This is a genomic window from Rhodococcus sp. KRD197 (genome assembly GCF_017168235.1).
Taxonomy (GTDB): domain Bacteria; phylum Actinomycetota; class Actinomycetes; order Mycobacteriales; family Mycobacteriaceae; genus Rhodococcoides.
In genome coordinates, this window is sequence record NZ_JABFAO010000011.1 from 282,134 (window position 1) to 302,775 (window position 20,642).

General features: G+C 64.0%; 18 protein-coding genes. 8 read left to right on the forward strand and 10 right to left on the reverse strand.

The window, feature by feature from the left end; translation table 11 throughout:
• Window positions 1–36 precede the first annotated feature (36 nt).
• A complete protein-coding gene (locus J1M86_RS17110) occupies window positions 37–2,547 on the forward strand; it encodes an RNA helicase (RefSeq protein ID WP_075840205.1) in 2,511 nt (836 codons plus the stop codon).
• Here the strand turns inward: J1M86_RS17110 and J1M86_RS17115 are convergent.
• Window positions 2,534–3,490: a hydrogen peroxide-inducible genes activator gene (locus tag J1M86_RS17115; RefSeq protein WP_075840049.1), complete on the reverse strand. Its 957-nt coding sequence runs from the start codon at window positions 3,488–3,490 to the stop codon at window positions 2,534–2,536. The genes J1M86_RS17110 and J1M86_RS17115 overlap by 14 nt on opposite strands.
• A gap of 161 nt (window positions 3,491–3,651) precedes the next feature.
• Here J1M86_RS17115 and J1M86_RS17120 point away from each other — a divergent pair, with 161 nt between their 5' ends.
• From J1M86_RS17120 to J1M86_RS17130, 3 genes are all read left to right on the forward strand, one after another.
• Window positions 3,652–4,239, forward strand: a complete 588-nt coding sequence (locus J1M86_RS17120; protein ID WP_206510751.1) for a peroxiredoxin — start codon at window positions 3,652–3,654, stop codon at window positions 4,237–4,239.
• 1 nt (window position 4,240) lies between these two features.
• Window positions 4,241–4,780 carry a carboxymuconolactone decarboxylase family protein gene (locus J1M86_RS17125; protein ID WP_075840050.1) on the forward strand — a complete coding sequence of 180 codons (540 nt, stop codon included), beginning with the start codon at window positions 4,241–4,243 and terminating at the stop codon, window positions 4,778–4,780.
• A 113-nt stretch (window positions 4,781–4,893) separates the two neighbouring features.
• Window positions 4,894–5,565, forward strand: coding sequence for a PhzF family phenazine biosynthesis protein (locus J1M86_RS17130; RefSeq protein ID WP_075840051.1), 672 nt, complete (start codon window positions 4,894–4,896; stop codon window positions 5,563–5,565).
• 24 nt (window positions 5,566–5,589) lie between these two features.
• Here J1M86_RS17130 and J1M86_RS17135 read toward each other — a convergent pair whose 3' ends face one another.
• On the reverse strand, window positions 5,590–6,243 hold the full coding sequence (locus J1M86_RS17135) for a hypothetical protein (RefSeq protein ID WP_206510752.1): 654 nt from the start codon (window positions 6,241–6,243) through the stop codon (window positions 5,590–5,592).
• A gap of 66 nt (window positions 6,244–6,309) precedes the next feature.
• Between J1M86_RS17135 and J1M86_RS17140 the strand changes: the two genes are divergently transcribed.
• The gene (locus tag J1M86_RS17140) at window positions 6,310–6,543 is read left to right on the forward strand and encodes a hypothetical protein (RefSeq protein ID WP_206510753.1); all 234 of its coding nucleotides are present in this window, start codon (window positions 6,310–6,312) and stop codon (window positions 6,541–6,543) included.
• On the opposite strand, the gene J1M86_RS17145 is transcribed toward J1M86_RS17140, so the two are convergent.
• Window positions 6,527–7,801 carry an aspartate aminotransferase family protein gene (locus tag J1M86_RS17145; RefSeq protein WP_075840052.1) on the reverse strand — a complete coding sequence of 425 codons (1,275 nt, stop codon included), beginning with the start codon at window positions 7,799–7,801 and terminating at the stop codon, window positions 6,527–6,529. The two genes, J1M86_RS17140 and J1M86_RS17145, sit on opposite strands and share 17 nt — an antisense overlap.
• A 107-nt stretch (window positions 7,802–7,908) precedes the next feature.
• Between J1M86_RS17145 and hrpA the strand changes: the two genes are divergently transcribed.
• Window positions 7,909–11,808, forward strand: coding sequence for an ATP-dependent RNA helicase HrpA (gene hrpA, locus J1M86_RS17150; RefSeq protein ID WP_206510754.1), 3,900 nt, complete (start codon window positions 7,909–7,911; stop codon window positions 11,806–11,808).
• A gap of 61 nt (window positions 11,809–11,869) precedes the next feature.
• Here hrpA and J1M86_RS17155 read toward each other — a convergent pair whose 3' ends face one another.
• Window positions 11,870–12,310 carry a hypothetical protein gene (locus J1M86_RS17155; RefSeq protein WP_206510755.1) on the reverse strand — a complete coding sequence of 147 codons (441 nt, stop codon included), beginning with the start codon at window positions 12,308–12,310 and terminating at the stop codon, window positions 11,870–11,872.
• A 39-nt stretch (window positions 12,311–12,349) separates the two neighbouring features.
• Complete coding sequence (locus J1M86_RS17160; RefSeq protein WP_206510756.1) at window positions 12,350–13,147, reverse strand: helix-turn-helix transcriptional regulator; 798 nt, start codon at window positions 13,145–13,147, stop codon at window positions 12,350–12,352.
• Window positions 13,148–13,231: 84 nt separating this feature from the next.
• On the opposite strand from J1M86_RS17160, the gene J1M86_RS17165 reads away from it, so the two are divergent.
• On the forward strand, window positions 13,232–14,023 hold the full coding sequence (locus tag J1M86_RS17165; RefSeq protein WP_206510757.1) for an alpha/beta fold hydrolase: 792 nt from the start codon (window positions 13,232–13,234) through the stop codon (window positions 14,021–14,023).
• 60 nt (window positions 14,024–14,083) lie between these two features.
• On the opposite strand, the gene nrdR is transcribed toward J1M86_RS17165, so the two are convergent.
• On the reverse strand, window positions 14,084–14,548 hold the full coding sequence (nrdR, locus tag J1M86_RS17170) for a transcriptional regulator NrdR (protein WP_075840206.1): 465 nt from the start codon (window positions 14,546–14,548) through the stop codon (window positions 14,084–14,086).
• 155 nt (window positions 14,549–14,703) lie between these two features.
• Window positions 14,704–15,183 carry a LysM peptidoglycan-binding domain-containing protein gene (locus tag J1M86_RS17175; RefSeq protein ID WP_206510758.1) on the reverse strand — a complete coding sequence of 160 codons (480 nt, stop codon included), beginning with the start codon at window positions 15,181–15,183 and terminating at the stop codon, window positions 14,704–14,706.
• 228 nt (window positions 15,184–15,411) lie between these two features.
• Here J1M86_RS17175 and lexA point away from each other — a divergent pair, with 228 nt between their 5' ends.
• Window positions 15,412–16,215: a transcriptional repressor LexA gene (lexA, locus tag J1M86_RS17180; protein ID WP_206510759.1), complete on the forward strand. Its 804-nt coding sequence runs from the start codon at window positions 15,412–15,414 to the stop codon at window positions 16,213–16,215.
• 94 nt (window positions 16,216–16,309) lie between these two features.
• Here the strand turns inward: lexA and J1M86_RS17185 are convergent, their stop codons facing one another.
• The 3 genes from J1M86_RS17185 to ptsP all read right to left on the reverse strand — a co-directional run bounded on the left by J1M86_RS17185 (window position 16,310) and on the right by ptsP (window position 20,619).
• Complete coding sequence (locus J1M86_RS17185) at window positions 16,310–17,452, reverse strand: acyl-CoA dehydrogenase family protein (RefSeq protein ID WP_075840054.1); 1,143 nt, start codon at window positions 17,450–17,452, stop codon at window positions 16,310–16,312.
• 123 nt (window positions 17,453–17,575) lie between these two features.
• Window positions 17,576–18,838 (reverse strand): uracil-xanthine permease family protein, encoded by a 1,263-nt coding sequence (locus tag J1M86_RS17190; RefSeq protein WP_206510760.1) that lies wholly within the window; start codon window positions 18,836–18,838, stop codon window positions 17,576–17,578.
• Window positions 18,839–18,861: 23 nt separating this feature from the next.
• Window positions 18,862–20,619 carry a phosphoenolpyruvate--protein phosphotransferase gene (ptsP, locus tag J1M86_RS17195; RefSeq protein ID WP_206510761.1) on the reverse strand — a complete coding sequence of 586 codons (1,758 nt, stop codon included), beginning with the start codon at window positions 20,617–20,619 and terminating at the stop codon, window positions 18,862–18,864.
• Window positions 20,620–20,642: the final 23 nt, after the last annotated feature.

Sequence of the window (20,642 nt, forward strand, 5' to 3'; positions counted from 1 at the left end):
ACGTCCGCAGTGGGCCCGCACCATAGCCTTGACGGCGTGCTCCTCTCCGAACTGATCCCCGCTCCCACCACCGACGAGGCGCACGATCCGGACACGCTCTTCGACGTCTTCACCACGTGGACGACCGAACGCGGGTTGACCCTCTACTCGGCCCAGGAAGAGGCGCTGATCGAGCTCGTGTCGGGTTCGAACGTCATTCTCGCCACGCCCACGGGGTCGGGAAAGTCGATGGTGGCCGTCGGCGCGCATTTCGCAGCCATGGCCGCCGGGAAACGGTCGTTCTATACCGCCCCGATCAAGGCTCTCGTCAGCGAGAAGTTCTTCGCTCTCTGCGATATCTTCGGCGCGAACAACGTGGGCATGATGACCGGTGACGCCTCTGTCAATTCCGGTGCCCCGATCATCTGCGCGACGGCGGAGATCGTCGCCAACTTGGCGCTGCGTCAGGGCGCGAATTCCGATATCGGCCAGGTCGTGATGGACGAGTTCCACTACTACTCCGAACCGGACCGCGGCTGGGCATGGCAGGTTCCACTGATCGAGCTACCGCACGCACAGTTTCTGTTGATGTCCGCCACCCTCGGCGACGTCTCGTTCTTCCGTGACGATCTCCAGCGCCGCACCGGCCGAGCGACCACCGTCGTCTCCGGTTCCGAACGTCCGGTGCCGTTGATGTTCTCCTACGTCACCACGCCCATCAGCGAGACCATCGAGGAGCTCGTCGAAACTCATCTCGCCCCGGTTTACGTCGTACATTTCACGCAGGCCTCTGCGCTGGAACGAGCTCAGGCGCTGACGAGCGTGAACGTTGCCTCCAAGGCGGAGAAACAGCAGATCGCCGAGGCAATCGGAGCGTTCCGATTCACCACTGGGTTCGGGAACACACTCTCGCGACTGGTCCGCCACGGTATCGGCGTGCATCACGCAGGCATGTTGCCGAAGTACCGGCGCCTGGTGGAGAAGCTTGCGCAGGACGGCCATCTCAAGGTCATCTGCGGCACCGACACCCTCGGCGTCGGAATCAATGTCCCGATCCGAACGGTGCTCTTCACCGGACTCACCAAGTACGACGGCGTCCGTACCCGCAAGCTTCGAGCACGTGAATTTCATCAGATCGCCGGACGCGCGGGACGTGCCGGCTTCGACACGCTCGGCACAGTCGTGGTCGAGGCTCCAGAACACGATATCGAGAATGCGCGTCTGGTCGCCAAGGCGGGCGACGACCCCAAGAAGCTCAAGCGAGTTCAGCGCAAGAAAGCTCCCGACGGTTTCGTCTCCTGGGGTGAACCGACCTTCGAGCGCATCGTCGGCGCCAGCCCCGAATCGCTCGTCTCACGCTTTTCCGTCAGCAATGCCATGCTGCTCAACGTGATTGCCCGGCCCGGCAACTGTTTCACCGCGATGCGGCACCTACTCGAAGACAATCACGAGACCCGACCGGCGCAACGCGCACATATCCTGCGAGCAATCTCGCTCTACCGCGGGCTGGTCGCGGCCGGCATCGTCGAGCAGTTGAACGAACCCGACGCCGACGGTCGCCATGCCCGTCTCACCGTCGATCTGCAGCCCGATTTCGCGCTCAATCAGCCCCTGTCCCCCTTCGCTCTGGCCTCGTTCGAACTACTCGATGCCCAATCTCCCACCCATGCACTGGACGTGGTGTCCATCATCGAGTCGACACTCGACGATCCCCGGCAAATCCTGATGGCGCAACAGCACGCCGCCCGAGGTGAGGCCGTCGCCCAGATGAAGGCAGACGGCATCGAGTACGACGAACGCATGGAACTGCTCGAGGAGGTGACCTGGCCCAAGCCTCTCGCCGATCTGCTCTTCCCCGCCTTCGAGATCTATCTCGGTGGGCACCCGTGGCTCACCGAGGTCGCACTGTCACCGAAGTCCGTGGTCCGCGACATGATCGAGCGGGCAATGACGTTCGCCGAGCTGATCAGCCATTATGGGCTCACTCGTTCGGAGGGATTGGTGCTGCGGTACCTGGCCGACGCCTACCGCGCGCTGCGTCAGACCGTTCCGCCCGAGTCGCGCACCGAGGAGGTGCAGGACATCACCGAATGGTTGGGCGAGCTGGTGCGGCAGGTGGATTCGAGCCTGCTCGACGAATGGGAGAACCTCACCGATCCGTCGGCCGAGCCGGACCAGCGGCCCGAACCGTACGGCGGCGATGCACCCAGGCCGATCTCGGCGAATCCGCGTGCCTTCCGCGTACTCGTACGCAACGCCCTTTTCAAGCGCATCGAACTCGCGGCGACACGCAGGTGGGCTACTCTCGACGAACTCGACGACGGCCCCGACTGGGAGGTCGAATTGGAGCCGTACTTCGCAGAATACGGCGAGATCGGCACCGGCGCGTCAGCACGCGGGCCCGCGCTCTTCGAGCTGACACTCGGCCGAGGCACCGCATCGGCGCGTCAAACCATCGAAGACCCCGACGGCGATCAGGGCTGGTCGCTACGGGCCGTCATCGACATCGACGAGTCGGACGCACTCGGCGAGATCGTCTTCGACGACATCGCGATCACTGCCGGCTGAGCGGTGCTGGGGGAATTCTCTTCGCTCGTGCCACGTCGAGGCCGATCCGGGTGACGAGGGCCGCGAGGGCCATGTAGTCCTCGGCCCGTCCGGTAGAGGCGCGGTGCACGAGGCCTATCGTGCGTCCCGGCTTCGGTTCCGCGAACTCCGCCGTGCCGACCGTCCCCCTCGCCGTTTCCACGGCGATGGCCGATCTGGGTATCAGAGTGAGACCGAGATCGCCTGCGACGCACTGCACGATGGTCGCCAACGACGCCGCCCGGGTGTCGCTGGACGTCGGCGCGGCATCGACGGAACGGCATAGATCGAGGGTTTGATCGCGGAGGCAGTGACCGTCGTCCAGCAGCAGCAGAGGCTGGTTCTTCAGCACCGACAACGGTAGCCCGGTCCGCCCGTCGAGCCGGTGACCGGCCGGCACCGCCAGCACGAAATCCTCGTCGTAGAGCGGTATCTCGTTCAGACCGGCCTCATCGGTCGGCAGCGCAACCACTGCGGCCTCGATTGCACCCGACCGCAGGGAGGACAAGAGTCGTCGCGTCTGATCCTCGACGACGACTGCATCGATATCGGGGTGATCGGAGCGCAGGGCAGGGAGCAGGGCAGGAAGCAGATAGGGAGCCACCGTGGGGATGAGTCCGAGCCGTAGCGGTCCGGACCATTGGCCGCCGAGATCGCTCGCCTGCACGAGGAATCCGTCGGCGGCGACGACAGCGGCGGTGGCCCGTTCGAGGAGACGGGCTCCGGCTGTCGTCATCAGCACCGTGCGTGTACTGCGTTCGACGAGTTGGACGCCTAGACCCTGTTCGAGCGACGCCAGCGCCTGCGACAGTGTCGGTTGGCTCACGTTCAACCTCGATGCCGCTCTACCGAAGTGTCGATCCTCGGCCACGGCGACGAACGCACGCAGCTGTGACAGTGTGGGTTGATAGCTTCGATCAGCCATGCCTATCAGTGTAGTGCTAACCATCACCTTTCCCTTTGAAGCAACTTTTGGCACACTCGTCCAGGTCGGCGCGGACGCTCGGTTGCGTCTTGCCGCCACCACACCTACGAAATTCCGGCGCCGTACGGCGCGCACGTGTGCAGCACTACAGAGGAGGACCCATGGCCCTGTTGACAATCGGAGATCAGTTCCCCGCATACAACCTCACCGCCGTCATCGGCGGTGACCTGTCGAAGGTGAACGCACAGCAGCCCGACGACTACTTCACCTCCGTCACCAGCGACGACCATGCCGGCAAGTGGCGCATCGTCTTCTTCTGGCCGAAGGACTTCACCTTCGTCTGCCCGACCGAGATCGCCGCATTCGGAAAGCTGAACGAGGAGTTCGCCGACCGCGACGCTCAGGTCCTCGGCGCGTCCGTCGACAACGAGTTCGTGCACTTCCAGTGGCGTGCACAGCACGAAGAGCTCAAGACCCTTCCTTTCCCGATGCTGTCCGACCTCAAGCGTGAACTCGCTTCTGCCGCCGGCGTTCTCAACTCCGATGGTGTCGCCGACCGCGCGACCTTCATCGTCGACCCCAACAACGAGATCCAGTTCGTCTCCGTCACAGCAGGTTCCGTAGGCCGCAACGTCGACGAGGTGCTGCGCGTCCTCGACGCACTGCAGTCCGACGAACTGTGCGCATGCAACTGGAAGAAGGGTGACCCGACCATCGACGCAGGCGAACTGCTGACGGCGAGCGTCTGACATGAGCATCGATTCGCTCAAGGGTTCACTCCCCGAGTACGCGAAGGACCTCAAACTCAACCTCAGTTCCATCGCGCGATCGACCGTTCTCAGCGAGCAGCAGCTGTGGGGCACCTTGCTCGCCACCGCAGCAGCGACGAAGTCGCCCGCCACGCTGAAGGAGATCGCCGAGGAGGCAGCGGACAACCTGTCTGCCGAGGCGTACAACGCGGCGCTCGGTGCAGCGTCGATCATGGGTATGAACAACGTCTTCTACCGCACCAAGGGCTACCTGGACGGAAAGTACGACGACCTGCGCGCTGGTCTGCGCATGAACATCATCGCGAACTCCGGAATCGCCAAGGCCGATTTCGAACTGTTCTCACTCGCGGTGTCCGCGGTCAACGGCTGCAACCACTGCCTCGAGGCGCACGAGAAGACTCTGCGTGACGAGGGAGTCGACCGTGAGGTCATCTTCGAGGCCATTCGCGCGGCCTCGATCGTCGCCGGCGTCGGCCAGGCCGTCGAGATCAGTCGCACCCTCGAAGGCGCGACCGTCTAGTCGCGTCGTTTTCCCACCGGCAATGGCCCGAACGCACCACGCGTCCGGGCCATTGCCGTACTCGGCTGTAAGTCGAATGCGTGGCACGTCCTCGGGCTGTACATTCTCAGCTCATGGGGATCGATGTTTCTGTGGTTCGAGTGTTCACCGACGATGCGGGCCAACAGGGAAATGCGCTCGGCATCGTCGATGCCGCCGCCGTAGCCGAACCGCGGCGCCAAGAATTGGCCGCCCAGCTCGCTTTCAGCGAAACCGTTTTCGTCGATTCCGACGGATCGCAGATCGCTTCGGCGACCATCTTCACTCCTGCCGTCGAACTACCGTTCGCCGGCCATCCGACGGTCGGGTTGTCATGGTGGCTGCGTGGGCAAGGCACCCCGGTCCACACTCTGTCCGTCCCAGCAGGAAACGTGCGCGTCCGCTACGACGGAGACATGACCTGGATCAGGTCTCGAGCAGCCTGGGCGCCGAAGTTCGAGCTCCATCACGTCCCGTCCGTCGACGAGGTCGAGGCAACGGATCCAACGGCGTTCACCGAGGGTCACCACTATGTGTGGGCATGGATCGACGAAGAAGCGGGACAGATTCGATCTCGGATGTTCGCGCCCAGCATGGGCGTCGCCGAGGACGAGGCAACCGGAGCCGCCGCGGTACGAATCACCGACGCGCTCGGACGCGGACTCACCATCACACAGGGACGTGGATCACAGCTCGTGACAACACCTTCTGACGGGTGGATCGAACTCGGCGGCCGTACGGTGGCCGAGGAAACGTTCACCGTCTGACGTCGGATTCACAAGACTTCGGATTCATGAGACTTCGACGGCGATCTCGTCCCCCAAGCTCACACCTGGCGCCAACGGCAGGCGGTCGCCGCTCCAGAATTTTCCGGGGTCGAACCAATTGGCTTTCTTGTTGCCGGACAGCAGTCCCATGGCGTCGTAGGTCAGCGCAACCACCTCGGCGCAGTACGCGGTTTCGAGCGCGGCGGCCGAGCTCGGGCCGCCGCCCGAATCCGACAAGTCGCGCAACCTGGGGAGGCGTCCCAGAAACCAGCGGCCGGTGAGTTTCGCTGTTGTGGGGAACGCGGTGCCGTCCATGCGCGCAATGGTGCGCATCAACGCGTCATCCTGCTCGCGGGTGACGGCCGTGTTCAATTGACGGAGCCAACAACGCTGCTCGTACTTGTTCGACCACTGCATCACCGCTTCACGTAGATCGTGCAGCTGCACCCCGCGCTGGTAGTTGCCGGTCCACATGTCCTGCAGAGACTTTCCCAGCTCTGCGTGCCACATGAGAGGCGGGAGATCGTCGACGACGACGGCCATGCCGACATGGTTCACGGGACTGTTGGTCAATGTCTGGATCGCCCGGTCTGCCCGCGAATGGCCACGAAAGATCCAGATATCGCCGGTTCGAGTCGCATCGAGCGCAGAGTTCAGGTCGATTCGCGACGCAGTCATGATCGACAGCCTAGAGCGGGAGCCCGGATCGCCCCGGCCGGCGTCGGGCCACAGTACGGTTGAGCGATGAAGATGTGGAAGATCCTCGGTCTCGCCGGGGTCGTGGGCGTTGCGGCGACGGGAGCCCTCGTGGTGCGCAACGAACGGGCGCGGCGCGCCTACGAACCGGACGAGGTCCGTGCCCGACTGCACGCACGTCATGCCCAAGCGGCCGCCGCGACCGCCTCCACTGCCGTTACCATTACCGAACCGACGACCCTTCTCCGGCGCCTGAAACGTCGATTCAGCCGAGAGCAGTGAGGAATCGGCTCGCCAACTCCTCGACCTCGGCATCGGTCATCACGAACGACGGTGAAATCTGCATCGCGCCCTGACCTGCGGCTCGCCCGGATACCCCGTGCTTGCGCAACGTCTTGACCAACGGCAGCGCCTCGGCCGGATCGGCCAGCTGCACTGCCGCGACAGCACCCATTCCGCTGCGCACCTCCTGCACGCGAGGGTGCTGCGCGAGTGGAGCGAGGTGTGCGTGCAATGTCGTCTCGAGCCGCGCCGACTCGTCGAGCAGGTTCTCCCGTTCGATGATGTCGAGGTTCGCCATCGCGGCAGCCGCAGCACCGGCGTGGCCGCCGTAGGTGTATCCGTGACGCCACCAGACACCACCGGAGAAGAACGGATCGGCGACGTGCGGCGCGACGAAGACAGCACCCATCGGCACATAGCCGGAGGTGAGGCCTTTGGCTGTGGCAATCAGATCGGGTTGCAGGTCGAATCGTGTGGAAGCGAACCAGGATCCACCGATGCGGCCGAAGCCCGTCACCACTTCGTCGGCGACGAAGAGCACGTCGTTGTCGCGGCAGATCTGACGCACTTCCTGCAGATAGCCGGCCGGTGGGAGGTAGACACCGCCGGCCCCGATGATCGGCTCGCAGAAGAACGCTGCGATCTTGTCCGCACCCACCTCCTCGATCAGTGACAGCAGGCTTTTCGCGTCGTCCCAGGCGACGGTTCTGGCATCGGGCATCAGGACGCCGTAGTTCTCGTGGTTGACAGCGATGCCGGCCAGCGACGTCCCCGCCACGTGCATGCCGTGATAAGCCTTCTGCCGACCGACGATCATCGTCTTGCCGGGTTTGCCGACCTCATGCCAGTAACGCCGGGCGAGCTTGGCGGCCGTGTCGATCGAATCGGACCCACCCGAGGTGAAGAAGACCTTGCTTCCGGCGACCGGTGCGATCTCGCCCAGACGCTCTGCCAAAGCCAGCGTGGTCTCCGGCACGAAGTCACCGAAGTTGGAGTAGTGAGCCAGGGAACCGAGCTGAGCTGCGACTGCGTCGGCGATCTCGGTCCGTCCGTGACCGACGTTGGTGAACCACAGCCCTGCGGTAGCGTCGAGGTACTTGTTGCCCTCGCGATCGAAGATGTGCGCGCCCTCGCCGCGGGAGACGACGAACGGTCCACTAGCGGTGACGGCCCCCATATCCGCGAACCCGTGCCACAGGGCGGAGTGAGTGGATTCGTACGTCGGCTCTTGTGATGCACCCGGTTCTGGAGAAGACATGGCTCGAAGCTTAGTCGGGCCGCCGCACGAGCCGACCCACGGCGTTGGGAGCGGAGAGCGCCCGAAATTCTCCCGCACAGCGATGCGCGATTACCCTTGGAACTTCCATGTCTACTTCACCTGTCTCCGAGCGTCGTCGTTCGCTCCTTTCGCGTATGTCCGGCGTCACCCTTCGCGACGAACATCGACTTCGTCGGCGCCTCGACCAAGCTCGAACCGAGGACGCGTTGGAACGAGTCGAAAGCGAGATCGCGCGAGCCGAGACAGTCGTCACCAATCGGCGTGCCGCAGTGCCTCGCATCGAGTACCCGCAGAACCTGCCTGTCAGCATGCGACGCGACGACATCGCAGCCGCCATCGAGGCACACCAGGTAGTCATCGTCGCCGGCGAGACCGGTTCTGGTAAGACAACCCAAATCCCCAAGATCTGCCTCGAGCTGGGACGCGGCGTTCGAGGCTCGATCGGCCACACACAGCCCCGTCGTCTGGCAGCCAGGACCGTCGCCGAGCGCATCGCCGAGGAAGTGGGCGAACAGATCGGCGAGTCGGTGGGATACAAGGTGCGATTCACCGATCAGTCTTCGAATGCGACGCTCGTCAAGCTGATGACGGACGGCATTCTGCTCGCCGAGATCCAGCGCGACCGAATGCTGCGGCAATACGACACCCTCATCATCGACGAAGCGCACGAGCGCAGCCTCAACATCGACTTCATCCTGGGCTATCTGGCGCAGCTGCTCCCCCGGCGTCCCGACCTCAAGGTCATCGTCACCTCGGCCACCATCGATCCGGAACGGTTCGCGCAGCATTTCGCGAAGGACGGTGTGGCCGCCCCGATCATCGAGGTCTCCGGCCGCACGTTCCCTGTGGAGATGCGGTATCGGCCCCTCACCGTCGATGTCGGCGACACCACCGTAGACCTCGATCCGGTCGACGCCACCTGCGACGCCGTCCAGGAACTGATCGGCGAGGGTGACGGAGACATTCTGGTCTTCCTGTCCGGCGAGCGCGAAATCCGAGATACGGCAGACGCATTGGCTGATCGAGCCTTTCGCAACACCGAGGTGGTGCCGCTGTACGCTCGCCTGTCCGCTGCCGAACAACACCGAGTGTTCAGTGCGCACAGCGGCCGACGAGTCGTACTGTCCACCAACGTCGCAGAGACCTCGCTGACGGTTCCCGGCATCAGATACGTCGTCGATCCCGGCACCGCCCGCATTTCCCGCTACTCGCTCCGCACCAAGGTTCAGCGACTGCCCATCGAACCGATCTCGCAGGCGTCGGCACGCCAGCGGGCAGGTCGATGTGGTCGTGTCGCGGACGGTATCTGCATCCGCCTGTACTCCGAGGAAGACTTCGAGTCCCGGCCGCCGTTCACCGAACCGGAGATCCTTCGCACCAATCTGGCCTCGGTGATCCTGCAGATGACCTCGCTCGGTCTCGGCAGGATCGAGGACTTCCCGTTCGTCGAACCACCTGACCCGCGCAGCATCCGCGACGGCATCGGACTATTGGAAGAACTGGGCGCGCTGAAGCCGTCGAACGAGTCCGGTCGGGCCGAGCTGACCCCGATCGGGCGCGAGTTGGCGCAGCTGCCGGTGGACCCACGCATGGCACGGATGCTGGTCGAGGCCAATACCAGCGGTGCGCTCGCCGATGCACTCGTCGTCGTTTCCGCGCTGTCCATTCAGGATGTGCGGGAGCGCCCGGTCGAACACCAGCAGGCTGCGGACGAGAAGCACGCCCGATTTGCCGTCGAGAACTCGGACTTCCTCGCGTACGTCGAACTCTGGAAGTACCTGCGTGCACAGCGAGATGACCTCAGCTCCAACCAGTTCCGCAGGATGTGTCGCAACGAGTTCTTGCACTACCTGAGGATCAGGGAATGGCAGGATCTGCACGGGCAACTGCGGCAGATCACCCGCGGGCTGGGATGGACCGTCCCGGATGCGCCCAGTTCTCCGGCCGCACTGCATCAGGCTTTGCTGTCCGGGCTGCTCTCGCACATCGGACTGCGCGAGGGCGACAAGCGAGAATTCCTCGGAGCGCGAGGAACCCACTTCGCGGTATTCCCCGGATCGGGGTTGTTCAAGAAGCCGCCGCGCTGGGTGATGGCGGCGGAACTGGTGGAGACGGGCCGACTCTGGGGCCGTATGGCGGCGCGGATCGAGCCCGAGTGGGCCGAGAAGCTTGCACCGCACCTGGTCAAACGGACCTACTCGGAGCCGCACTGGTCCACCAAGCGGCAGTCGGCGATGGCCTACGAGCGCGTCACCCTCTACGGGATACCGCTGGTCACCGGGCGACCGGTGAACTATCACTCCATCGATGCGGAAGTCTCACGCGAGCTGTTCATCAGGCACGCCCTGGTGCAGGGAGAGTGGAAGACCCAGCATCCGTTCTTTCACGAGAACCGGGAGTTGCTCGACGATGTCGGTGAGCTCGAGAACCGAGCTCGACGCCGAGATATCGTCGTCGACGACGACACACTGTTCGATTTCTACGACGCTCGTATCGGCGCGGAAGCGGTCTCGGCGCGCCATTTCGACACGTGGTGGAAGAAAGCCAGACGCACCCAACCCAATCTGTTGAACTTCACCCCTGAGACGGTTGTCAATGCCGACGCGGGATCTGTGCTGGGCGGTGACTACCCCGACGCGTGGCGTCAGGGAGATGTTCAGTTTCCGCTCACGTACCAGTTCGAACCGGGTGCCGCCGCGGACGGTGTCACCGCCCGCATCCCGATCGCTCTGCTCGCCCAGGTGCAACCCGTCGGATTCGACTGGCTGGTACCGGGCATGCGCGCGGAGTTGGTGTCCACGCTCATCAAACTCCTCCCCAAGGCGCAGCGTCGAAACGTGGTGCCCGCGCCGGACTTCGCCGCCGCGGCACTCGCCGCCATGACACCGCGTGCCGAACCGGTGGTGACCGCGCTCGCTCGTGAACTGTCCCGGCTCGGTTCGTGCCGAATCGATCCCACCGATTTCGATGTGGCGTCCATGCCGGGGCACTTGAGCATGACGTTCGCGGCTGTCGATACCGATGGCACCGAGCTGGGTTCGGACAAGGACCTGGACCGGCTGCGGCGAACGTTGGCGCCTCGAATCACCCAGGAGGTGGCCACAGCAGTCGGTGCGGCCGAACGGGCTCCGACGCTGGCATGGACCTCGTCGAGCCTCGGGACTCTCGATCAGGCCGTCACCCGGTCGGTCGGCGGCCAGACCGTTACCGGCTACCCGGCGCTGGTACCGGAAGGCGGCGGCGTGGCAGTCCGGATCCTCAGTACGCCCGCACAGCAGCGGCAAGCCATGCGTGATGGGACCCGCGCCTTGCTGTTGGAACATGCACCGCGCGGCACCAAGGCCTTGATTGCCGGGATACCAACGCGTGAGCGGCTGGCTCTGGGGCAGAACCCGTACGGGAGCATCGACGCTCTGCTCGAGGATTGCCGTAGAACAGCTGTCGACGAATCGATGGATGATCACGGTGGTCCGGTTCGGTCCCCCGACGCTTTCGCCGCGCTGTCGAAGGCGGTCAATGCCGATGTGACTGCGCGCACCTCGCGCATCCTTGTACTGGTGCGGCAGATTCTGACCGAATCACTGGCTTTGCGCGCGGTTCTGGAACGGGCGCAGGGTGATGCCGCAGACGACGTTCGCGAGCAACTCGCTTCTCTGGTGTTCGACGGCTTCGTCTTCGAGTTCGGGTCCACACGTCTGGCGGAGATCCCTCGGTACCTCAAGGCTGCGACGGTTCGATTGAATGCGTTGCCCAGCAGCGCCGCCAGAGACGACGCCGGTATGGACGTGTTGGATCGCGTCTACGAATCCTATGACCGACTGGTGAAGTCGCTACCCGAGGCCCGCCGGCAGGGCGCCGCCGTCCAGGATGTGTTCTGGATGATCGAGGAGCTCAGAGTCGGGCTCTTCGCGCAGAGCGTTCGTACGGCGTATCCAGTGTCGGAGAAGCGCGTGCAGAAAGCTATCGACGCAGCTGGGCGCGGCTGAGTTCGCGGCACCGGTCAATCCGCACACCGCTCAGGACGCAGTCAGCCGGACCAAACCTTCATCACCGCGGGCTCGCCCGCCGGCGAACTACCAACGGACCGTATGTCAGCGAGGCGAGAAAGCTGACGCCGACGACCACCACGGTGGGTCCAACGGCAGCGGCCACATCCCTCGACAATGCGAACAGCGCGAGGACGGTGATACCGACGGTCGAAGCGGTGATCAGCGCGAAGATCGACACTGCGCCCAGCCACCCCACAGTGCGAGTGCGCTCGCCGTCCAGGAGTGCCAACGACCACGTTCCGCCGACGAAAGCTGCACACCCGAGAAGGCCACCGAGAACTGCACCGACAACAAAGCCGTAGGCCGCCGTCCAGCCGTCGACACTGACCGTCGACGGTCGGTACATCGTCCAAGCTGCGTAGGCGATTCCGCAGACTACCGGCCAACCGAAAGCGAAAACTACCCAACTGCGATTGGCCTCTGTCTGGTGAGCTTCCATAGCGGCAAGCGTAGTCGGGGCCGATTCTGCGCCGTTCACTCACGATTCGGCTCGCAGCATGTCTGCCGTGAGCTGGTCCGAGGGATAGAAGAGTTCGATGGTCAGTTCTTCGAGCGTTATGTCACGCGGAGTGCCAAAGGTGGTCATCGTGGTGAAGAAGGAAAGCCTGGAGCTTCCCAGAAGCATCTCGAAGGGCACCACCAATTGAGGGTCATGTTGATCTCGGCTGCTGCCACTCGCCCGAGGTCCATCGAGGATGCGCACGGTCTCGTATTCACTCACCTCACGCTCGATATCCGTCAAACGGTCATCACCGGTTGTTCGCACGAGCCGACGAAGCTGATCGAGTAGATAACTCGCCCATTCATCGAAGTTGCAGGTATGGCCCGACAACCCATCGGGGTGAAGCGATGCCCGAAACATGTTGAGAGGCGGTCCATGCAGGTGATCTGGAATCAAAGACATCAGCTTAGTTGCAGAGCTGTTGGCCAGCACGACGTTCCAGGCCCGATCGAGCGCAACCCCGGGAAAGGGATCGTGAGCGTTCAGGAGTTCCTGGATTGTTGCTCTGATGCGCACGAGCTGCCGGTCATCGAACGCGACCTCAGAGTATCGCGGAGCATGACCTGCGGCCAGAAACAGTGAATTCCGTTCCCGTAGAGGAATTTCCAACTTCCTCGCCAAGGCATCCAACAAGGCCTGACTGGGTTGGGACTTGCCGGTTTCCACACAGCTCAGATGCCGTGGGGAGACACCGACATCGTGGGCCAGATCGAGCTGACTGATCGACCGACGCGAACGCCATTGCTGAAGCATTACCCCCACCGACACCGCCATGATTCGATGCTACGTAGTAGCTGTCCGGTTCATATGACCTCTGAGGTAGTAGCCCTTGTGGGTCGACGAATGCACCATTGGGCCATGAGCAACTCAACGCCCCCGAAGATCATCATTTCTCCCGCAATGGCCGTGCCAGCTCGGGCCTATCGACGCCTACTCGGCGCACTGGACGAGATCGGATGGTCAGCCGACGTGGCGCCCAGAAGAGGCATCGAAGAGGGCGATACAGCTCCGTCGCGAGCAGTGGATTGGTCGTTCAACGATGAAGTCGATGATCTTGCAGCCGCCGTGCGCACAGCACGCAACTCGCAGCCGGATCAGCCAGTTCTTGTCCTCGGCCACAGTTTCGGCGCTCAGCTTGGCGCAGCCCTGCTGACCGGCGAGACCCCGATCAAGTGCTGTCCGGATGGACTGATAACCGTCGGCGCCTCGGTACCCCACTTTCGCCACTTTCCGCGCCTGGGCCTACGAGAACTTGCGGTAGCCGAAGCAGTGTCAGTAGGGACCGCGATAGCCGGCTACTGGCCGAAGCCAGGCTTCGGTGCACCGACTCCGAGGACTTTGATGCGGCAATGGGCTCGAATGGTGTACGCCGGAAAAGCTCCGCTTCCCGTGGATGGTCGGATCACCATTCCCACTCTCGCGGTCCGACTCGATGACGACGACCTGGTTCCCGTTCGAGCGGCGGAACACTTCGAAAGAGCTGTTACACCGGAGCATCTGGAAACGTGGACTTATGGCAGAGCCGACTGCCCGGTCGGTGGATCGATAGGCCACATCGGCTGGCTTCGAACACCACGACCGGTAGTCGAAAAGATCCAGCGATGGGCACGATTCGTTGCCTCGGAGGGACTCACGAGACGCACCGTGTAGGGAGATGTATCCGCCAACGCCATCAGACGTAAGGGCAAAACCACCTCGCGACTACGCGGGTCAGTCGACCGCGGACGACTCGCGGTGCGCGCGTAGGTCCTGAATCTCCTTCTCGAAGTCCTCGGCCGAGCTGAAGGACCGATACACGGAGGCGAACCGCAGGTACGCCACCTCGTCCAGATCACGTAGTGGACCGAGAATGGCCAACCCGACCTCGTGGCTGGGGATTTCGGCCGAACCGGAGGCGCGTACAGCGTCCTCCACCTTCTGCGACAGCAGGTTCAACGCGTCGTTGTCCACGTCTCGCCCCTGGCAGGCGCGTCGAACACCCTTGACGACCTTTTCACGCGAGAAAGGCTCGGTAACCCCGCTGCGCTTGACGACGGCCAGCACGGCGGTCTCGACTGTGGTGAACCGACGACCACATTCCGGGCACGAGCGTCGGCGGCGGATTGCTTGCCCCTCGTCCGCCTCGCGTGAGTCGACCACACGAGAGTCGGGGTGCCTGCAGAACGGGCAATGCATGAAGGAGCCTCCGTCGTAGCCGATGCACTCCCTTGGATCACGCTCGAGGGGTACGGGCATCGAGGATACTCGGAGCCTCACGTACGCACCTCGATCACCCGATACGCGGAGCTCTCGGCACACCGGATCTGCGACGCGCACGGTCATGATCGGCGCTACCGGCCGGCTGTGGCTGGAATCACCAGTTGCTGGCCCTGGGACACCGACGCGCCGGCGAGGCCGTTCAGTTCGAGCATGCTGTCGACCACATCCTGCACGGGCACTCCCGGTGCGATGCGCTGAGCGACGTCGCTGAGCGTCTCGCCCTGCTGAACGACGGCGACACCTACCTGCGGTGCGGACTCGATCGAGCCTGCGCGCAGATTCGCGACAGCGACGAACGCCAACAGCACCACGGCGGTGGCGAGAACACCGAGGACGGTTGCAGTCCACGACAGCGTCTGCGGGCTCCTGTCCTCGACACACGCCTCGCGGTGCCCGCGCGCCATTCCCTGCGGGGCGCTCGTGTGCAGGTAGCGACGGCGCTGCGGGGTGGGACGCCGACGAACAGCACTCCCCCTGTGTGTACTGCCACGGTGCGCACTGACACGCCGCTCGGTCGTGATGCTCATGAGAACCTCCACTGGAGTGGACATGATCGAAGGGTGTATTCGATCAGGCGTTCGATGAACGCTTGTTCGAAGTTCTATCACGCAGCTCCGACAAAGTCAGTAGAAAACGCGACACGGATCGAACAGATGTTTGATCGAACAGCGTCGACGGGCTAAGTTCGTGTCAGAAGCCACACGCCACATCCACACCACCCGGCCAGCTCAGGTCGCACTCGAGCTTCAGCTACAGCCACGACGCAGGAGGACGCAGGAATGAAAGACGAGACCTCGTCAGGGTCACCGAAATCGACCGTCTCACCGAAGTCGACACCGAAATCGACCAAGTCGGCAGGCAAGCCCGCGGGAAAGCCTGCTGCCGTCCCCACTGCGAAAGCGTTCGAGGGTGAAGGCACCGATGTCAGCGCCGGACTGACGGAGCGTCAGCGCAAGGTACTCGAGGTCATCAGGGCGTCGGTCACCGAACGCGGATACCCGCCGAGCATTCGTGAGATCGGTGACGCCGTGGGTCTGACGTCCACGTCCTCGGTGGCTCATCAGTTGCGCACTCTCGAGCGCAAGGGATTCCTGCGGCGCGATCCCAATCGCCCACGCGCAGTGGATGTGCGCGGACTCGACGAGGTCCAGGCAGACCACGCCGCGGCGGTTGCCGACGGTTCGGCGCCCGCCGAGGAACAGCTCCCCACACCCACGTTCGTTCCGGTTCTGGGGCGTATCGCCGCGGGCGGGCCGATTCTGGCCGAGCAAGCTGTGGAGGACGTGTTCCCGTTGCCGCGCGAACTCGTGGGCCAGGGCTCACTGTTCCTGCTCAAGGTCGTCGGCGAGTCGATGATCGACGCCGCGATCTGCGACGGTGACTGGGTGGTGGTTCGTCAGCAGAGCGTGGCCGACAACGGTGACATCGTGGCGGCGATGATCGAGGGTGAGGCGACGGTGAAGACGTTCAAGCGCAGCAAAGGCGAAGTGTGGCTGATGCCGCACAATCCGTTGTTCGATCCCATACCGGGCAACGATGCGGCGATCCTCGGCAAGGTCGTCACCGTCATGCGCAAACTCTGACCAAACACAGGTCGGCCTGAAAACGAGCAGGGGCTCGGCAACAATATGGTTGCCGAGCCCCTGCTCGTCGTTCGGGTTTGCGTCTTTCGAAAACTCAGAGATCGAGTCCTCGGCCGATGATTTCCTTCATGATTTCCGTGGTGCCGCCGTAGATGGTCTGCACACGCGAATCCATGTAGGCCTTGGCGATGGGGTATTCCTTCATGTAGCCGTAGCCGCCGTGCAACTGCAGGCATCGATCGATGAGCCGGACCTGATTCTCGGTGGTCCACCACTTCGCCATCGCGGCTTCCTGCACCGTCAGCGTGCCGGCGTTGAGGAGTTCGACGAACTTGTCGACCATGATGCGTGTCGCGGTGGTTTCGGTGGCAAGTTCGGCCAGCACGAAACGTGTGTTCTGGAACTTGCCGATCGACTTGCCGAAGGCCTTGCGGTCGCGGCAGTACTGGATGGTCATCTCCAGCGCGGATTCCATTGCGGCCGCTGCCACCACGGCGATGGACAGACGCTCCTGAGGCAGGTTCTGCATGAGGTAGATGAAGCCCATGCCCTCGTCGCCGAGAAGATTGGCCGCCGGAACACGGACGTCGGTGAAGCTGAGTTCGGCGGTGTCCTGAGCCTTCATACCGATCTTGTCGAGGTTGCGGCCACGCTCGAAACCGGGCATGTCGCGCTCGACCACGAGCAGGCTGAATCCCTGGGCGCCCTTGTCCGGATCGGTGCACGCAACGACGATCACCAGGTCGGCGTTGATTCCGTTGGTGATGAAGGTCTTCGAGCCGTTGAGGACCCATTCGTCGCCGTCGCGGACTGCGCGGGTCTTGATGCCTTGCAGGTCGCTACCGGTTCCCGGCTCGGTCATCGCAATTGCGGTGATCAGCTCGCCCGAGCAGAATCCGGGCAGCCACCGCTGCTTCTGCTCCTCGTTGCACAGGTCGATGAGGTACGGCGCAACGACGTCGTTGTGCAGCGTGAAGCCGATGCCGCTGTACCCACCACGTGTGGTTTCCTCGGTGAGGATGGTGTTGTAGCGGAAGTCCTTGACTCCCCCGCCACCGAATTCCTCGGGAACGGCGGTGCCCAGGAACCCTTGCTTGCCGGCTTCGACCCAGACGCCGCGGTCGACGATGTTCTGCTCTTCCCACTTCGCGTGGTTGGGCGCTACGTGCTGGGCCAGAAATTTGCGGTACGACTCACGAAAGAGGTCGTGCTCGGGCTCGAACAGTGTGCGGTCCACTACTTCTCTCCTTCGAGGGGCTTTCCCGGTCGGCAACAACACCGCCGCCGGTGATATACCTCGACACTACGACTGTGAGCACGGCTCGGTCGATGACCGAGCCGTGCGTGATCGGTGACCCGTTTAGCGAGTCACACCTCTGCTGAGCGCCCGCATCACCGGATACCCGACGAGTATTCCGACCGATCCCCAGGCGATCCCGCCTAGTGCGATCGAACCTATCGTCAGTGTCAGATCGCCGATTCCGGCGACGAGCGCGGCGGCGACGACCGTGAGGTTGACGGGATCGGTGAAATCGACCTCGCTGTCGGTCCAGATCCGTACCCCGAGGAGACCGATCAGACCGTAGAGCACGAGGGTGGCTCCGCCGATGACTCCGTCCGGAACCGTGAAGACGAGAGCACCGAATTTCGGGGAAAATGCCAGCACGACGGCAGTCGCGGCGGCCACCCAGTAGGCGGCGGTGGAGTAGACGCGAGTGGCTGCCATGACGCCGATGTTCTCGGCGTACGTCGTAGTACCCGAGCCTCCGCCAGCGCCCGCGAGGGTGGTGGCGAGACCGTCGGCGATGAGGGCATCACCGGCCACATCGTCGAGTGACTTGCCGGTCATCGCGGCCACTGCCTTGACGTGACCCACGTTCTCCGCGACGAGCACGATCACCACCGGTAGAGCGATGAGCACGACGGACAGCTCGAACGTCGGCCCGCGGAACTCGGGAATACCGATCCAGGCCGCGTCGCGCATGGCACCGAGTCTGGTGTCGTCGATCTGCCCGGTGATGGCGGCGAAGACCCAACCGAGCACGACCCCGACCAAGATCCCCAGCCGTCCGAGCATCCCTGGCCCGGCGACGGTCACGAGAAGAATGGCGAACAATGTCACCGCAGCAACCAGCGGCTGCGCCTCGAACGACGACGTGGCCGCCGGAGCGAGGTTCAGTCCGATGAGCACGACTACTGCACCGGTCACCACGGGTGGCATTACCGCCTCGATGACCCGGCTGCCCGCGAATCGGACCACGAATCCGACACCGGCCAGCACTATTCCGACCGACATGACAGCGCCGAGTTGCGCTGCCGCCCCGGATGCCTGAGTGGCGGTCAGGGGCGCGATGAACGCGAACGACGATCCGAGATAGCTGGGAACCCGCCCGCGGGTGATGATCAGGAAGAGCGCGGTTCCGATGCCGGAGAAGAGCAGCGTGGTGGTGACCGGAAATCCCGTCACCGTGGGGACCAGGAGGGTGGCACCGAACATAGCAATGACGTGCTGCATACCGATTCCGATGGTGCGCGGCCACGTCAAACGCTGATCCGGTTCCACCACTGCCCCTGCTGCGACGCTCTTTCCGTTGCCGTGCAGGGTCCACCCGAAGTTGCTCACGGAACCGAATACTAGAGCCGATGTCAGTCGAGGACGGCACCGGCCGCAGCTCGCGCTGCCGCAGCGCTGTCGGTGGAGAGCGCTGCAGCCGCCGCTTGCTTGCACTGCGCGAACGTCACCGAGGACAGTTTCGCACCGACGTGCGCCACTGCCGCGGAGGCGGCGGACAACGACGTGACGCCCAGCCCCACAAGCACGCAGGCCAGTAGCGGATCGGCGGCCGCTTCACCACAGACTCCCACGGGCTTGCCTACCGCCGCTCCGGCCTTCGCGGTGTGCGCAACCAGGGTGATGACAGCCGGCTGCCACGGGTCGGTCAACGAGGCGAGTTGGGAGGACATTCGGTCGGCGGCCATCGTGTACTGGGCGAGATCGTTGGTCCCGATCGACAAGAAGTCCACATGTTCGAGAATGTGCTCTGCCAGCAGCGCAGCAGCGGGGATCTCGATCATGACGCCCGGCTTCAATCCACGCTCGCGTGCGTCGGCGGCGAACGCTGCCGCTTCCGCTGAGGTGGCGATCATCGGCGCCATCACCCACGGGGCGGAACCGGTGGCTGCTGCGGCTGCGGCGATGCCGTCGAGCTGGCGGTGGAGTATTCCCCTGTTGTTCTCCGCTATGCGAATTCCGCGAATCCCCAGGGCTGGGTTTGCTTCGTCGGCATGATTGGCGAAGCGCAGGGGCTTGTCCGAACCAGCGTCGAGGGTTCGGACGACGACCTTGCAGCCCGCGAACGCCGTCAGCACCTCGCCGTAGATCTCGGCTTGTTCGTCGACGGTCGGCTCACTGTCGCGATCGAGGAAACACAGCTCGGTGCGGAAGAGACCGATGCCCTCCGCTGCCGACTTGCGCGCTGCGCGGGCCCCCGCGCCGTCCTGAACATTGGCGAGGATGTCCACTGCGTGTCCATCGGATGTGGCACCCGGTCCGGACCACCCCGACACCCGCTCCAGCTCGGCTCGTGCTGCTGCCACCGCGGCCTCGGCACTGTCCCGGTTCGGCTCGAGGACGATGTCTCCGGTGATCCCGTCGACAACCGCGGGCGTTCCCTCGGGCACGTCGTCGAGTTCGGCGACGGCGACCACGCACGGGATTCCGAGTTGGCGGGCGATGATCGCGGTGTGACTGGTGGGGCCACCCAGCGAGGTGGCGAGCCCGACGATCAGGTCGGGGTCGAGGCCGGCAGTGTCGGCGGGCGCCAGGTCATCGGCCAGAAGTACCGAGGGCACGCTCGGTGTGGGCACGCCCGGCTCGGACACTCCCAGAATCTCGGCGATCACTCGGTCGCGGACATCGCGTAGATCGGTGACGCGTTCAGCCATCAGCCCCCCGAGCTTGATGAACATCGCCGCGAACTGCTCGGTCGCTGCATCGGTCGCCGATGTCGCAGACGTGCCGGTTCCGATCAGTTTCTCGGCGGCGCGCAACCAGCCGCGATCCTGCGCCATCGCCGCGTTCGCGGAGAGCACCTCCGATGCAGCGCCGGTCGCGAGCTCTGCTCGTCCGCGCAGCCTTCCGGCGACGACTGCAGCTGCCGTGCGGAAACGCTCGAGTTCGGCCTCGCGTGCGTCCTCCTCGATCACCGAAGTGTCCGTGGGGACGTCAGGGCGACTGCCCGGCCGAATCACGGGTCCGTATCCCACACCGGGAACGACCGGGGTGCCGCGCAGCACTTTCGATCCCGAGAGCGGGATGCCCTGCGCGCCTTGGGTTGCTATGCGATTCTCCCCTGCTGCTGCGGTGTCGGTCCCGTCAGCGTTCGCCCGAAGCGATCCGGTCATGCGTCCTCCTCGGACTGATAGTT

Bases quoted from the DNA above. Each gene is read 5' to 3' on its own strand.
- J1M86_RS17115 (WP_075840049.1), bottom strand. From the start codon at position 3,490: ATGGCTGATCGAAGCTATCAACCCACACTGTCACAGCTGCGTGCGTTC.
- J1M86_RS17120 (WP_206510751.1), top strand. From the start codon at position 3,652: ATGGCCCTGTTGACAATCGGAGATCAGTTCCCCGCATACAACCTCACC.
- J1M86_RS17125 (WP_075840050.1), top strand. From the start codon at position 4,241: ATGAGCATCGATTCGCTCAAGGGTTCACTCCCCGAGTACGCGAAGGAC.
- J1M86_RS17130 (WP_075840051.1), top strand. From the start codon at position 4,894: ATGGGGATCGATGTTTCTGTGGTTCGAGTGTTCACCGACGATGCGGGC.
- J1M86_RS17135 (WP_206510752.1), bottom strand. From the start codon at position 6,243: ATGACTGCGTCGCGAATCGACCTGAACTCTGCGCTCGATGCGACTCGA.
- J1M86_RS17140 (WP_206510753.1), top strand. From the start codon at position 6,310: ATGAAGATGTGGAAGATCCTCGGTCTCGCCGGGGTCGTGGGCGTTGCG.
- J1M86_RS17145 (WP_075840052.1), bottom strand. From the start codon at position 7,801: ATGTCTTCTCCAGAACCGGGTGCATCACAAGAGCCGACGTACGAATCC.
- hrpA (WP_206510754.1), top strand. From the start codon at position 7,909: ATGTCTACTTCACCTGTCTCCGAGCGTCGTCGTTCGCTCCTTTCGCGT.
- J1M86_RS17155 (WP_206510755.1), bottom strand. From the start codon at position 12,310: ATGGAAGCTCACCAGACAGAGGCCAATCGCAGTTGGGTAGTTTTCGCT.
- J1M86_RS17160 (WP_206510756.1), bottom strand. From the start codon at position 13,147: ATGGCGGTGTCGGTGGGGGTAATGCTTCAGCAATGGCGTTCGCGTCGG.
- J1M86_RS17165 (WP_206510757.1), top strand. From the start codon at position 13,232: ATGAGCAACTCAACGCCCCCGAAGATCATCATTTCTCCCGCAATGGCC.
- nrdR (WP_075840206.1), bottom strand. From the start codon at position 14,548: ATGCATTGCCCGTTCTGCAGGCACCCCGACTCTCGTGTGGTCGACTCA.
- J1M86_RS17175 (WP_206510758.1), bottom strand. From the start codon at position 15,183: ATGTCCACTCCAGTGGAGGTTCTCATGAGCATCACGACCGAGCGGCGT.
- lexA (WP_206510759.1), top strand. From the start codon at position 15,412: ATGAAAGACGAGACCTCGTCAGGGTCACCGAAATCGACCGTCTCACCG.
- ptsP (WP_206510761.1), bottom strand. From the start codon at position 20,619: ATGACCGGATCGCTTCGGGCGAACGCTGACGGGACCGACACCGCAGCA.